The 13,456-nt window shown below is 70.1% G+C and carries 13 protein-coding genes; 9 read left to right on the top strand and 4 right to left on the bottom strand.

The annotated features are described in order from the left end of the window. Positions 1-11 precede the first annotated feature (11 nt). The gene (locus AC1U89_RS01320; protein WP_479897839.1) at positions 12-1,418 is read right to left on the bottom strand and encodes a pseudouridine synthase; all 1,407 of its coding nucleotides are present in this window, start codon (positions 1,416-1,418) and stop codon (positions 12-14) included. A 50-nt stretch (positions 1,419-1,468) separates the two neighbouring features. Here AC1U89_RS01320 and AC1U89_RS01315 point away from each other — a divergent pair, with 50 nt between their 5' ends. Then, positions 1,469-1,972, top strand: a complete 504-nt coding sequence (locus AC1U89_RS01315) for a nucleoside deaminase (protein ID WP_479897838.1) — start codon at positions 1,469-1,471, stop codon at positions 1,970-1,972. A gap of 155 nt (positions 1,973-2,127) precedes the next feature. Here the strand turns inward: AC1U89_RS01315 and AC1U89_RS01310 are convergent, their stop codons facing one another. Then, positions 2,128-2,535 (bottom strand): hypothetical protein, encoded by a 408-nt coding sequence (locus AC1U89_RS01310; protein WP_479897837.1) that lies wholly within the window; start codon positions 2,533-2,535, stop codon positions 2,128-2,130. A gap of 128 nt (positions 2,536-2,663) precedes the next feature. Here AC1U89_RS01310 and pseB point away from each other — a divergent pair, with 128 nt between their 5' ends. Next, positions 2,664-3,698, top strand: coding sequence for a UDP-N-acetylglucosamine 4,6-dehydratase (inverting) (gene pseB, locus AC1U89_RS01305; RefSeq protein ID WP_479897836.1), 1,035 nt, complete (start codon positions 2,664-2,666; stop codon positions 3,696-3,698). After that, positions 3,698-4,879: a UDP-4-amino-4,6-dideoxy-N-acetyl-beta-L-altrosamine transaminase gene (pseC, locus tag AC1U89_RS01300; RefSeq protein WP_479897835.1), complete on the top strand. Its 1,182-nt coding sequence runs from the start codon at positions 3,698-3,700 to the stop codon at positions 4,877-4,879. Before pseB ends, pseC begins: the two co-directional genes overlap by 1 nt. Positions 4,880-5,107: 228 nt before the next feature. Here pseC and AC1U89_RS01295 read toward each other — a convergent pair whose 3' ends face one another. Further along, a complete protein-coding gene (locus AC1U89_RS01295; RefSeq protein ID WP_479897834.1) occupies positions 5,108-6,829 on the bottom strand; it encodes a hypothetical protein in 1,722 nt (573 codons plus the stop codon). Between the two features lie 203 nt (positions 6,830-7,032). Here AC1U89_RS01295 and AC1U89_RS01290 point away from each other — a divergent pair, with 203 nt between their 5' ends. The 5 genes from AC1U89_RS01290 (at position 7,033) to AC1U89_RS01270 (ending at position 10,601) form a co-directional block, all read left to right on the top strand. Then, entirely contained in the window at positions 7,033-7,743 is a 711-nt protein-coding gene (locus tag AC1U89_RS01290; RefSeq protein WP_029909332.1) for a response regulator transcription factor, read from the top strand. Between the two features lie 7 nt (positions 7,744-7,750). Next, the gene (locus AC1U89_RS01285) at positions 7,751-9,412 is read left to right on the top strand and encodes a sensor histidine kinase (protein ID WP_479897833.1); all 1,662 of its coding nucleotides are present in this window, start codon (positions 7,751-7,753) and stop codon (positions 9,410-9,412) included. Next, positions 9,409-9,843, top strand: a complete 435-nt coding sequence (locus AC1U89_RS01280; RefSeq protein ID WP_479897832.1) for an HPr kinase/phosphorylase — start codon at positions 9,409-9,411, stop codon at positions 9,841-9,843. The genes AC1U89_RS01285 and AC1U89_RS01280 overlap by 4 nt, the downstream gene beginning before the upstream one ends. Before the next feature lie 75 nt (positions 9,844-9,918). Continuing rightward, a complete protein-coding gene (locus AC1U89_RS01275) occupies positions 9,919-10,326 on the top strand; it encodes a PTS sugar transporter subunit IIA (RefSeq protein ID WP_029909326.1) in 408 nt (135 codons plus the stop codon). Continuing rightward, positions 10,323-10,601, top strand: a complete 279-nt coding sequence (locus tag AC1U89_RS01270) for an HPr family phosphocarrier protein (RefSeq protein WP_479897831.1) — start codon at positions 10,323-10,325, stop codon at positions 10,599-10,601. Before AC1U89_RS01275 ends, AC1U89_RS01270 begins: the two co-directional genes overlap by 4 nt. 176 nt (positions 10,602-10,777) lie before the next feature. Here AC1U89_RS01270 and bioB read toward each other — a convergent pair whose 3' ends face one another. Continuing rightward, a complete protein-coding gene (bioB, locus tag AC1U89_RS01265) occupies positions 10,778-11,794 on the bottom strand; it encodes a biotin synthase BioB (RefSeq protein ID WP_479897830.1) in 1,017 nt (338 codons plus the stop codon). 108 nt (positions 11,795-11,902) lie between these two features. Between bioB and AC1U89_RS01260 the strand changes: the two genes are divergently transcribed. After that, positions 11,903-13,435 (top strand): CYTH and CHAD domain-containing protein, encoded by a 1,533-nt coding sequence (locus AC1U89_RS01260; RefSeq protein ID WP_479897829.1) that lies wholly within the window; start codon positions 11,903-11,905, stop codon positions 13,433-13,435. Positions 13,436-13,456: the final 21 nt, after the last annotated feature.

Genomic DNA, 13,456 nt, shown 5'->3' with positions numbered 1-13,456 from the left:
GACCTGATCGATCAGCGCTTGCCGCGTGGCGCGCCGGGCTTTCCGGCCGGCCGCGCGCCGCCCGGCTTCCCGCTCGGGCCTCCGCCCATCGGCTTGTAGCCGTTGGCCCGCAACGCGCCGGGCTTGGGCTTGGCCGACGCGGGCTTGGCCGCCGCGGGACGGGCGTCCTTGCCTTGGGCCGTTCCGCGCTTGTCGGCGGCCTTTTCGGCCAGGGCCTTCTCGCGGATCCGCTTGTCGGCGGCCTCGCGCGGCGACAGGGCGCGGGGGCCGACGATCTTGGTCTCGATCGACTTCTTGCCCGGACGCGCGCCCGGCTTCCCCGCGCCCGGCTTCCCAGGCGCGGTCTTCCCGGCGGCCGGCTTGGCCGCGCCCGCCTTGTGGGCGATCACGGGCTTCTTCTTCGGCTTGGCCCAGCCCGGCTTGCGGACGAATTTCTCGTCCTCGGCCTTTTCCTCGGGCTGCAGGATGGAGACCTGGGTCATCTTGCCCACCCGGGGCACGCCGCGCCGCTGGACGTCGCCGCCGCCCGCCTGGCCCGGGGCCTTCAGCGGGTCGGCCACGCCGACGAACCGGGGCTTGTCGCCCTGCGGCATGTTCTCGGCCGGGATGATGCCCTCCAGCAGCTCGCGGATCACCCGGGGGCCGACCTCCTCGACCTGGCCCGGCAGCAGGGTCCCCAGGGCGAACGGGCCGTACGACAGGCGGATCAGGCGGTTGACCTTCAGGCCAATGGCCTCGAGCACCTTGCGGACCTCGCGGTTCTTGCCTTCGCTGAGCGAGACGGTGATCCAGAGGTTCCGGCCGCCGGCCTTGTCCTGGGCCTTGTCCAGGCGGGCCTCGATCGCGCCGTAGCGCACCCCTTCGATGGTGATCCCGTCCTTCAGCCGGTCCAGCTTCTCCTGGGTGGTCACGCCGAACGCGCGCACCCGGTAGCGGCGTTGCCAGGCGTTCTGCGGCATCTCCAGGGCGCGCGACAGCTCGCCGTCGTTGGTCAGCAGCAGCAGGCCCTCGGAATTGAGATCCAGGCGGCCCACCGAGATGACGCGGGGCAGGTCGCGGGGCAGGGCCTGGAACACCGTCGGCCGGTTCTTGGGATCGTTATGCGAGGTCAGCAGGCCGGTGGGCTTGTGATAGCGGAAGATGCGCGTCGGCTCGGGCTCGTCGATCATCTTGCCGTCGACGGTCAGAAGGTCGCCCGGGCGGACCTTGACGGCGGGGGTGCTCAGCACCGTCCCGTTCAGCGCCACCTTGCCCGCCTCGATCAGCCGCTCGACCTCGCGCCGCGAGGCCACGCCGGAGCGTGCCAGCAGCTTGGCGACGCGCTCGCCCTCGCCGCCTTCGCCGTCGGGGCCGAGCTCGTGCTCGTCTTGACCCAGCAGGGCGTTGTCATGCAGGTGGGGCTGGTATTTCTCGGTCATGGCGGTCGTCCTTCAAGGGCAGGGCGCATCTCACGATGGGCGGTTTCCTAATGCGCACCGATCCCCCCCAGGATCAAGACAGGGTGGATCAAGACGCCCGGGACCTGGCGGCCATGGCTCTCGCCCTGGACGAGGCGCGCGCCGCCGCCGCGGCGGGCGAGACGCCGGTGGGGGCGGTGATCCTCGATCCGGCGACCGGCGAGGTGCTCGCCCGGGCCGGCAACGGGCCGATCGGGGCGCACGATCCCACGGCTCACGCCGAGATCGCCGCGATGCGCATCGCCGCCGCCAAGCTGGGCAACTACCGCCTGACCGACCTGACCCTGGTGGTGACGCTGGAGCCCTGCGCCATGTGCGCCGGGGCGATCAGCCACGCGCGGATCGGCCGGGTGGTGTTCGGGGCCGAGGACCCCAAGGGCGGGGCGGTGGTGCACGGGCCGAAGTTCTTCGCCCAGCCCACCTGCCACTGGCGGCCGGAGGTTACCGGCGGGGTGATGGCCCAGGAGAGCGCCGAGCTGCTGCGGGGGTTCTTCAGGGAACGGCGGAAGAAGTAGCTCCCCCCACATCCGTCATCCTCGGACTTGTTCCGAGGACCCCTGCTTCAGCCGAGAAGAAGGGGGACGGGGATACGGGAGGGCGAATGCATCCCTTGATACGACAGCGCGGCGGATAGAGGGATCCTCGGAACAAGTCCGAGGATGACGGTGGATCAGTTCACCATCGCCGAGCCCAGCAGCACCTTGCTGCCCTTGCGGCCCAGCACCTTGTCGGCGGCGTCCTGCATCTTGTCGCCCAGATAGTTCAGGTCGGGCGCGGCGCCGCGCGGCATGCCGGCGGTGTAGGTCATCAGCACCTGGGCGAAGGCGGCGCGCAGGCGGGGCTCGGACTGCTGGGCGCGTTCCATCAGGGCCGGGTCCTTGGCTTCGATGCCTGTCTCCAGGGTCATGACGCCCCGGCGGCCGTCCCGGCGGATCGTGGTCGCCGTCAGCGGCTGCAGGGCGAAATAGGTCGGCGGCGCCTTCTTCTCCTCCTTACCGTGGCCGGCGAAGGCGGGCGGGGCGGACAGGCTGGCGGCCGCCAGCAACGACAGGACGGGAATGAGGAGGGCGCGGCGCATGGCCCCTTGTGACACGACGTGGTTGACGTCCTCTTTACGTCTGGCGGGGCACAAAGGGCCGTTAACCATGAATCGTCCCGAGCGCGATCATAGCGTAGAGCTCGCGGCGGGGGCGTAGGAGACTGAAATTGGGGCGCTTTTCACCGAAAAAGCTCGATCTGGACGGCAAGGTCATCCTGGTGACCGGCGGCACCGGGTCGTTCGGCCGCCGCTTCATCGAAACCGTGCTCAAGCGGGCGAACCCGCGGAAGGTGATCGTCTATTCCCGCGACGAATTGAAGCAGAGCGACATGCAGCTGGAGCTGCGCGAGCAGTTCGACGAGGCGACCTACGGCAAGATGCGCTTCTTCCTGGGCGACGTGCGCGACCGTGAGCGCCTGACCCTGGCCCTGCGCGGCGTCGACATCGTCATCCACGCCGCCGCCCTGAAGCAGGTGCCGGCCGCCGAATACAACCCCTCGGAATGCATCCACACCAACGTGCTGGGCGCCGAGAACGTGGTCTGGGCCAGCCTCAACAACCACGTCAAGCAGGTGGTCGCCCTGTCGACCGACAAGGCCTGCAACCCGATCAACCTGTACGGCGCGACCAAGCTGGCCTCGGACAAGACCTTCGTGGCGGCCAACAACCTGTCGGGCGACATCGGCACCCGCTTCGCGGTGGTCCGCTACGGCAACGTCGTCGGCTCGCGCGGCAGCGTGGTGCCGCTCTACAAGCGCCTGCTGGGCCAGGGGGCGACCGAGCTGCCCGTCACCGACGCGCGCATGACCCGCTTCTGGATCACCCTGAACGAGGGCGTGGAGTTCGTGCTGTCGTCGCTGGAGATCATGCGCGGCGGCGAGATCTTCGTGCCCAAGATTCCGTCCATGACCATGCCCGACCTGGTCAAGGCGATGTCGCCGACCGCCGGCGTCAAGATCATCGGCATCCGCCCCGGCGAGAAGCTGCACGAGATGATGATCAGCGCCGACGACGCCCGCGCCACCGTCGAGCTGGCCGACCGCTACGTGATCGAGCCGACCTTCGTGGAATATCCGCGCAAGGCCTTCCGGGGCGAGGCGGGGACCAAGGACGTCGCCGAGGGCTTCAGCTACAGCAGCGACAGCAACGACGACTGGCTCAGCGAGGACGGCCTGAACGCCATGCTGGCCGAGAAGGCCTGATGAGCAGTCCGCCGTTCCTGCCGTACGGCCGTCAGACCATCGAGGACGACGACGTGGCGGCGGTCGCGGCGGCCCTGCGCGCCGACTTCCTGACCACCGGCCCGACGGTCGAGGCCTTCGAGACGGCCTTCAAGGCCAAGGTCGTGGCCGAGCACGCCATCGCCGTGGCCAACGGCACCGCCACCCTGCACCTGGCGATGATGGCGCTGGGCGTCGGCGCCAATGAAGGAAAGGGTGGCGACGTCTGCATCGCCCCCTCGGTCACCTTCCTGGCCACCGCCAACTGCGCCCGCTACGTCGGGGCCGAGGTGGTGTTCGCCGACGTCGATCCCGACAGCGGCCTGATGACGCCGGACACCCTGGCCGACGCCTTGAAGCGCGCCGAAGGCCGCCGGGTGCGGGCCGTGCTGCCCGTCCACCTGCGCGGCGACGTTTGCGACCTGCCGGCGCTGCGCGACCTGGCCGACGGCGTCGGCGCGACCCTGGTCGAGGACGCGCCCCACGCCCTGGGCTCGGTCGGAACCTTCGACGGCGCGGCCCATCCGGTGGGCGACGGCGCCTATTCCAGCTTCGCCAGCTTCTCGTTCCATCCGGTCAAGACCCTGGCCACGGGCGAAGGCGGCATGCTGACCACCAACGACGCCGCCCTGGCGGCCCGGGCCCGCTCGCTGCGCGGCCACGGCATGCAGCGGCCGGCCGGGGCCGCGCCGTGGGTCTACGAGATGTCCGAGCTGGGCTTCAACTACCGCATCCCCGACGTGCTTTGCGCCCTGGGGATCTCGCAGCTGGCCAAGCTCGACCGCTTCGTCGCCCGCCGGAAGGCGCTGACCGCGCTCTACGCCGAGAAGCTGGCGCCCCTGGCCCCGGCCGTGCGCCTGGCGGAAAGCCCCGCCTGGTCCGATCCGGCCCTGCACCTGCTGACCGTGCTGATCGATTTCGAGGCCCTGGGCACGACCCGTCTGGCGGTGGTCGAGGCGCTGAAGGCGCAAGGCGTCGGCAGCCAGGTCCACTACATCCCGGTGCACACCCAGCCCTACTACCAGGCCCGCTACGGCGCACTGGCCCTGCCCGGCGCCGACGCCTGGTACGCCCGCTGCCTGACCCTGCCGCTCTATCCGACGATGGTCGACGGCGACGTGGACCGGGTGGTCGAGGCGCTGAAGAAATCCCTCTCTCTTTGAGAGAGGGAGGGGCCCGCCGCCGAGGGCGGTGGGAGGGTGAGTGGTTTCACCGCTGGCCGGAAAGGCTCCATGCGCTCCGCCAAGTCTCAAGGACTCGAGAAGGCTCGCGACGGGGAGGATTTGAGGACGCCCGAACGGCCGCGCTCTATTCGGTGAGGGTGTAACCACTCACCCTCCCATGGCTTCGCCATGGGCCCCTCCCTCTCTCAAAGAGAGAGGGTAAGATTTCTAGGCCGCCGCCTTCTGCTGGACCATGCCCTTGAGCAGGTCCATCGTCTCCGGCGACGCCGCGAGCTCCTCGCGCGCCTCGGGCGCCCGCGCGAGCTTCATGACCTCGGCCTTGGCCCGGTCGGCGACGGGGCCGGTGGGGCCGGCCTCGCCCATGGCCAGCTTGATCAGCACCGACATCTTCTGGGCCAGCGGGGCCGGGGCGCGGACCAGCATGGCGACCAGGCGGGCGTCGGCCTCGATCATGCCGCCCACCTCGCCCAGGCGCGCGCACAGGGGCTCGTAGTCCTCGACCACCAGGCCCGAGCGGACCAGGGCCTTCTGCAGGGCGGCCAGGGCGGCCAGCTTGGCGGCCGCCGAATCCGGACCCTGGCGCAGCTCGCGCTCGAAGCGCAGGGCCAGGACGTTGGCCGACAGCCAGCGGGCCGCGGTGCGCTTGTTGACCGCGCCCATGACGTTCTCGGCCAGGCGGATCAGCATCTGAACCTCCTCGCGCGACGAGCGGTCGCGGCCGAGCAGGGATTCGATGAACTCGCCGTTCAGCAGGGTCTTGGACCGGGTGGTGAAGGCGCTGGTGATGTCTTCCGGCGGCAGGATGCGGCCGGCGGCGGCCGTCAGGCTCATGGCCAGGGCGCGGAGGAATTCGATCTCCTGCTCGGCGTCGGCCGGCTTCAGGCGGCGCACGCCGTTCAGTTCCTTGAGCACCCGCTGGGCGATCGACATGCGCACGGCGGGGAATTCCTCGCCGCTCAGCCATTCGCACAGGCGCCGGGCCGTGCCCGACAGCTCGGGCATGCAGTTGCGCACGCCCGTCTCGACGCGGATCAGGGCCTCGACCTGGGCCCCGCCCGCCAGGCGGGTCATGGCGGCCAGGGTGGTGCCGAGGTCGGCCTCGCCGCCCTCCTTCTGGCCGCCCAGCAGATCGGCCATGCCGGCCTTGGAGCCGATGATCTCGGCCAGGGGCGTCTCGATGGCGGCCAGGGCGGCGGCGCGGGCCTTGGGCTCGCTGGGCGCGGCGTCGGCCAGGTCCAGCAGGCGGGCCAGCTTCTCGGACCAGTTCTTGCCGGGCGCGATCGAGGCGGCGACGCCGGCCCCCAGCAGGAAGGCGCGGTCGGGATCGATGGCCAGGCGCTCGGCGGCGCGGGCGAAGCCTTCCTTGTCCAGGTCGGGCAGGTCGCCCTTCTTGAACGCCTTCATCAGGTTGGCGACGGTGCGCTCGACCAGGCCCTGGAAGGTGCGGATCAGTTCGTGGACCGACATGCCCCGGGCTTCGGCCTCGGGGATGGCGATCTTCTGCAGGGCGTGCTGCAGGTCGGTGCCGGAGGCTTCCAGCTTCTCGACCAGGTCGGGACGGTGCAGCAGCTCGAACGGCGTGGCGTTGTGGCGGTCCAGCCAGCCCTCCAGCAGCCGGCCGATGCGGTCGCGGGCGTGGGCGGTGTAGAGGTCGGACGGCTGGACGCAGAGGGGATCCAGGTCCTCCTGCTGCTTCTTGGGCTTGCCGCCGTCGACCTGACCCTTGGTGAAGATGGCGATCGACTTGTATTCGCGCGTCTCGGGGTCGAGGGTCTCCTTGCTGACCCGCACGGCGATCGCCCGGCCCTGCTCCAGGGCCTCCTCGGCGGTCTGAAGGGCGTGGGTCCGGATCTCGGTCGCCATGTCGAGCGTCCATTGCGCGCCGGGCTTGCGGCGCACGAACAGCTCGTAATGGACTTGGTCGCTCATAGGCAAAGGGCTCCCCGAGACTCCGTTATGGGATACAAGACCTTAAGGTGAGGTTGCCGCCGCGCGGGTTGTCGGAGCGCGCCGCATTCGCGCCACGCTGGAGCCGCAAAAGAACGGGAAAGCTTAGCCGCGCCACGCGTTGTAGCGGGCGACGCCGGTCGATAGTATCGACAGGAAATCCGCGAAAGGACCCATAGGGCTCGATGGCCGATATTACTCTCATCGACGACGACGAGAACATCGTCGCCTCGGTTTCGCTGGCGCTGGAAAGCCATGGCCACGTCGTGAAGGCTTACTACGATGGCGCGTCGGGCCTCGACGCGGTCGAGAGCCAGGCGCCCGACCTGGTGATCCTGGACGTCAAGATGCCGCGCATGGACGGCATGGAAGTGCTGCGCCGCCTGCGCCAGACCACCGAGATCCCGGTGATCATGCTGACCTCCAAGGACGACGAGATCGACGAGATCCTCGGCTTCAACCTCGGGGCCGACGACTACATCCACAAGCCGTTCAGCCAGCGCCTGCTGCTGGAGCGGGTCAAGGCCGTGCTGCGCCGGGCCCGTCCCGACGAGGAGGACGCCGCCGGCGCCGCCCCGGGCGCGGCCAATTCCAAGATCATGAAGCGCGGCAAGCTGACGCTGGATTCCGCGCGGCACGACAGCCTGTGGGACGGCAAGCCGGTGCGCCTGACGGTCACCGAGTTCCTGCTGCTGCAATCGCTGGCCCAGCGCCCGGGCTTCGTGAAGAGCCGCGACAACCTGATGGACGCCGCCTACGACGATCAGGTCTATGTCGACGACCGCACCATCGACAGCCACATCAAGCGCATGCGCAAGAAGTTCCGCCAGGTCGATCCGGAGTTCGATTCCATCGAAACCCTGTATGGCGTCGGCTACCGATATCGCGAATCCTGATCGCAAGATGGCCTCGGACAGCGGGCCTGAGGGCAAGCCGAAACGGCGCCTGACGTGGCCGAAATTCGCCTGGCCCAGGGGTTCGCGCCTGGGCCGGCTGATCATCGGCCTCAACCTGCTGGCCCTGGCGGTGCTGCTGGGCGGCGCGCTGGTGCTCAACGAGCTGCGCAGCGGTCTGATCAACACGCGCATCGACAGCCTGACCACCCAGGGCGAGCTGATCGCCAACGTCATCGACCTGGCCGCCACGGTCGGCGACCCCGAGCCGCGCCTGGCCCCCGACCAGGCCAGCGACATCCTGCAGAGCCTGTTCATCCCGCGCTCGCAGCGGGCGCGGCTGTTCGACGCCCAGGGCAACCAGCTGGCCGACAGCTATGTCGTCGCCGACCGGGTGGAGTCCAAGGTCCTGCCGCCGGCCCGCAAGCCCGGCCAGCCGGCCTTTGGCCTGCCGACCCGCGATTCCGACACCAAGCCCGAGGTCGCCAGGGCGGCCCGCGAGGCCCTGGCCGCCGAGATCGCCCAGGCCAAGCTGGGCGAGCCCGTGGCCGGCACCCGCATCGACGAGATGGGCGAGCGTGTGGTGTCGGTCTCGATCCCCATCCAGCACGTGCGCGCCGTCCTGGGCGTGCTGACCCTGGAAGCCGGCGACATCGACCAGATCATCGCCGCCGAGCGCAAGGCCCTGCTGCCCTTCGCCCTGATCGCCATCGCCACCACCCTGATCTCGTCGTTCCTGCTKAACCGCCTGATCGCCCAGCCGGTGCTGCGCATGGCCAGCGCCGCCGACCGCGTGCGGCTGGACGGCGCCCGGGCCATCTCCCTGCCCGACATCTCCGACCGCAAGGACGAGCTGGGCGACCTGTCGCGGGCGCTGGAGGAGATGACCGATTCGATGTCCGAGCGGATGGACGCCATCGAGCGCTTCGCCGCCGACGTCGCCCACGAGATCAAGAACCCCCTKACCTCGATCCGTTCGGCGATCGAGACCCTGGACCTGGTCAGCGACCCCGCCGCCCGGGCGCGGTTGCTGAACATCCTGCAGCAGGACGTCACCCGCCTGGACCGCCTGGTCACCGACATCTCCAACGCCTCGCGCCTGGACGCGGAGCTGTCGCGCGAGGCGCCGCGGGCCTTCGAGCTGAACCTGCTGCTGGCCGAGGTGATCCATCTCTACGAGGCCCAGCTGCGTCCGGGCGACGCCCCGGGCAGCGTGCGCGTGACCTTCGACGCCAAGCGCGCGCCGCAGCACGCCCGGATCGTGGCGCGCGAGACCCCAGTGGGCCAGGTGTTCCGCAACCTCATCGACAACGCCCGCTCGTTCAGCGCCGCCGACGGCGAGGTGCGCGTTACGCTCAGCCGCGATCCCGGCCTGCGCGACCAGCACAACCGGCTGATCGTCACGGTCGACGACGACGGTCCGGGGATCCCGCCCGACAACCTGGAGACCATCTTCGAGCGCTTCTACACCTCGCGGCCCAAGGGCAAGGCGTTCGGCGGCAATTCGGGCCTGGGCCTTTCGATCGCCCGCCAGATCGTCGAGGCGCACGGCGGGACCATGCGGGCCGAGAACCGCAAGGACGCCGAGGGCAAGGTGATCGGGGCGCGGTTCCGGGTCGACCTGCCCGAGGCCGGCGCCCACGGTCCCCACCATCACGGCCCGCGCGAATGATCCGCCATGCCGGTCTGATCGCCCGCCGGGTGGCCGGGACCTGGCGCGGGGCGCTGATCGAAGGCCCGTCGGGCGTCGGCAAGAGCGACCTGGCGCTGCGGGCCCTGGACCAGGGCTTCGTGCTGGTCGCCGACGACCGCGCCCTTGTGTTCGTTTCGGGCGGGGCCCTCTTTGGCCGCGCGCCGGATTCGCTGGCCGGACTGGTCGAGGCGCGGGGCCTGGGCGTGCTGCCCCAGCCCAATCGGCCCTTCTGCCGGATCGATCTCCTGGTGCGGTGCGTGGATCGGCCGCAGGCGGTGGAACGGCTGCCGGACCCCATGTACGAAGTCATCGAAGGCGTTTCCACGCGCGTTCTGGACCTGTGGCCTCTGGAACCCGGCGCCCCCGGGAAAATCAGACGGATGTTCGAGCATCTTGGAGTCGCCGACTAACAAGCGTATCAAGACGGCCCGCGCGGCGCCTCCCTGCCGCCACGGGTTATGGGGATCCCGTTTGAGAGATCAGGCATGATCGGGCTCGTGATAGTCACGCACGGGCGGCTGGCGGAGGAGTTCGTCTCCGCCATGGAGCATGTGGTCGGACCGCAGAGCGCGGTGAAGGCCATCTGCATCGGCCCGGAAGACGACATGGAGCGTCGCCGGTCGGACATTCTGAAGGCGTGCGCCGCCGTCGATCAGGACGGAGACGGCGTGATTCTGCTGACCGACATGTTCGGCGGCACGCCCTCGAACCTGGCCATTTCGGTGATGGAGCAGACCAAGGCCGAGGTGATCGCCGGTCTGAACCTGCCGATGCTGATCAAGCTGGCCAGCGTGCGCCAGCGCGAGAATCTGCAAGCCTGCGTCGCCCACGCCCAGGAGGCTGGACGCAAATACATCTCCGTGGCCTCCTACGTGCTGGCGGGAGAAAAATGAGTCGCATGGCGGCGCGCACGGTCGAGATCGTCAACGAGCGGGGGCTTCACGCCCGCGCTTCGGCCAAGTTCGTCAAGCTGGCCTCCGGCTTCGACGCCGAGGTGACGGTCGCCCGCGAGGGGACCAGCGTCGACGCCCGCTCGATCATGGGCCTGATGATGCTGGCCGCCGGCATCGGCTCGACCATCGACATCGCCGCCGAAGGCCCGGAGGCCGAGGCGGCGCTGGATGCGCTGACCGAGCTGGTCTCGAACAGGTTCGACGAGGAGCGGTGACCCCTCTTCCCTCTCCCCTTGCGGGAGAGGGTGGCCGCCGAAGGCGGTCGGGTGAGGGGTTGAAGAACAGAAAGCCGCGACAGCCGAAGGGCCGGTCGCGGCTTTTGTCGTTCGGGAGACCCCTCATCCGGCGGCTGCGCCGCCACCTTCTCCCGCAAGGGGAGAAGGAAGCAGAACTACTCCGCCGCCACCGCTTCCGGCTTCACCGCCGTCGCGCCCATCGGGCGCAGGTCCAGGTCGTGGAACAGCTTGCTGTCGTCGTCCATGTTCGGCAGCGGGGTGGTCAAGAGCTTTCCGCCGACGAAGATCGAGTTGGCGCCGGCCAGGAAGCACAGGGTCTGCAGCTCGCGGTTCATGTCGTCGCGGCCGGCCGACAGGCGGACCATCGACTTGGGGCAGACGATCCGGGCCACGGCGATGGTGCGGACGAACTCGATCGAATCGATGGCCTTGGCGCCGTCCTTCAGGATGGCGTCGCCCAGCGGCGTGCCGCTGACCGGCACCAGGCCGTTGATCGGCAGGCTGTCGGGGTGGCTGGGCAGGGTGGCCAGCTGGTGCAGCAGGCTGGCCCGGTCGCGGCGCGTCTCGCCCATGCCGACGATGCCGCCGCAGCAGGTGCTCATGCCCGCGTCGCGGACGTAGGCCAGGGTGTCCAGGCGCTCCTGATAGGTGCGGGTAGAGACCACGTCGCCGTAATATTCGGGGCCGGTGTCGAGGTTGTGGTTGTAGTAGTCGAGGCCGGCGTCCTTCAGCTGCTTGGCCTGTTCCGGCGTCAGCATGCCCAGGGTCGCGCAGGTCTCCAGGCCCAGGGCCTTCACCCCGCCGATCATGGCCGCCAGCTTGGGCAGGTCGCGGTCCTTCAGCTCGCGCCAGGCCGCGCCCATGCAGAAGCGCTGGGCCCCGCCGTCACGGGCCTCGCGGGCCTTGGCGATCACGACGTCGGCGTCCATCAGCTTCTCGGCCTTCAGGCCGGTCTTGAAGTGGGCCGACTGGCTGCAATAGCCGCAGTTCTCGGCGCAGCCGCCGGTCTTGACCGACAGCAGCTGCGACAGCTGGACTTCCGACGGGTCGAACCAGGCCCGGTGCACGGTCGCGGCCTGGAACACCAGCTCCATGAACGGCAGGTCGAACAGGGCCTCGACCTGGTCGAGGGTCCAATCGTAGCGGGGCTGGGCGGCGTTGATCTGGCTCATGGCGCGCAGGTTTGGACTCGGTCAAAGGGAATGGCAAGCACGTCCAGCGTGCGCCCGTCATCACGCGCCGATGCAGCCAAATGTCGTCGGCCAAGTTATAATCGTCGCATGGATCACGAAATCGAGCTGAAGTTCCTGATCGCCCCGGAGTCTTCGAACGCGATCCTGGCCCGGCTTGAGGGGCGGGAAGCGGTTCGACAGCTCGACGCCACCTATTTCGACACCGTCGACCACGCCCTGCGCAAGGCGGGCTTCGGCCTGCGCATCCGCGACGGCGAGAACGGCCGCAAGCAGACCCTGAAGTCGGCCTCGTCCGGGGGGGTGTTCGCCCGCGGCGAGTGGGAGAACGCGGTGGCCGGGCCCGAGCCCGACCGCGACCTGCTGGCCAAGACCCCGGCCGCCCAGGTGATCAACGGCGACGCCCTGGCCCCGGTGTTCGCCACCAACGTCCGGCGCGTCACCCGGCTGGTCGAGCGCGACGGGGCCACCATCGAGGCGGCCCTGGACCAGGGCGAGCTGCTGGCCGACGACCGCCGCGCGGCGGTCAGCGAGCTGGAGCTGGAGCTGAAGGCCGGCGCGCCGCGCGTGCTGTTCGACCTGGCCCGCGACCTGGCCGCCCACGCGCCGCTGCGCCTGTCCCTGGTCAGCAAGGCCGAGCGCGGCTACGCCCTGGCCCTGGGCGAACCGGAAGGCCCGCGCGCCGAGGCGACCCTGAAGCTGGACGCGACCACCGGCGAGGCGCTGCAGGCCCTGGGCCGCGCGGCCCTGGACCGGCTGTGCGCCGCCGCCGAGGCGTTGCGCTCGCGGCCCGGTCCCGAGCGGGTGCACAAGCTTAGGGTGGCGGCCCGGCGGTTCCGCGCCCTGCTGTCCACCTTCAAGGCCCTGGCCGGCGACCCGGCCGCCCTCCACGTCAAGGCCGAGCTGAAATGGCTGGCCGACGAACTGGGCGCGGCGCGGGGCCTGGACGTGTTCATCGCCGACGTCTGGCGGCCCGCCGTCGAGCGCCAGACGGCCCAGGAGCCAAACGAAGACCCGACGGACACCGCCCAGGCCGAGGCCCGCGCCCTGGCCGCCTTCGGCAAGGCGCTGCTGACCGCACAGACCGAGGCCTACGCCCGGGCCGACGCGGCCGTGGACAGCGCCCGCTTCCGCGCCCTGGCCATCGACGCCGCCGCCTGGCTGGAGGCCGGCGCCTGGACCACCGACGCCCGCCTGAAGAAGCGTCGCGAAAAGCCCGCCGCCGCCTTCGCCGCCAAGGCGCTGGACAAGCGCCGTCGCCGCATCCGCAAGGACGGCCGCGACTTGGTCGCCCTGAGCCCCGAGGACCGCCACCACCTGCGCATCCGCGGCAAGAAGCTGCGCTACGCCGTCGAGGACCTGGGCGGGCTGTTCCCCGAGCATCCCAAGCGCTTGGCCCGCTTCGTCGAGGCGACCAAGGACCTGCAGGACGCCCTGGGCCTGCTGAACGACCTGGCCGGACGCGAGGCCCTGGCCCGCGAGGTGGCCCTGTCGTGCGAGGATTCCGAGGCCGCCTTCGCCGCCGGGCGGCTGACGGCGGGCGGCGCCGAGCACGAAGCCGAACTGCTGGCCGACGCCCAGGGGGCCTATGTCAGCTTCGTCGAGGCCAAACGGTTCTGGTGATCGTTCCTCTTTTCGGAGGCG

The sequence above is a fragment of the Caulobacter sp. 05T431 genome (genome assembly GCF_056665975.1).
This window is presented reverse-complemented; position numbering and strand designations above follow the sequence as displayed.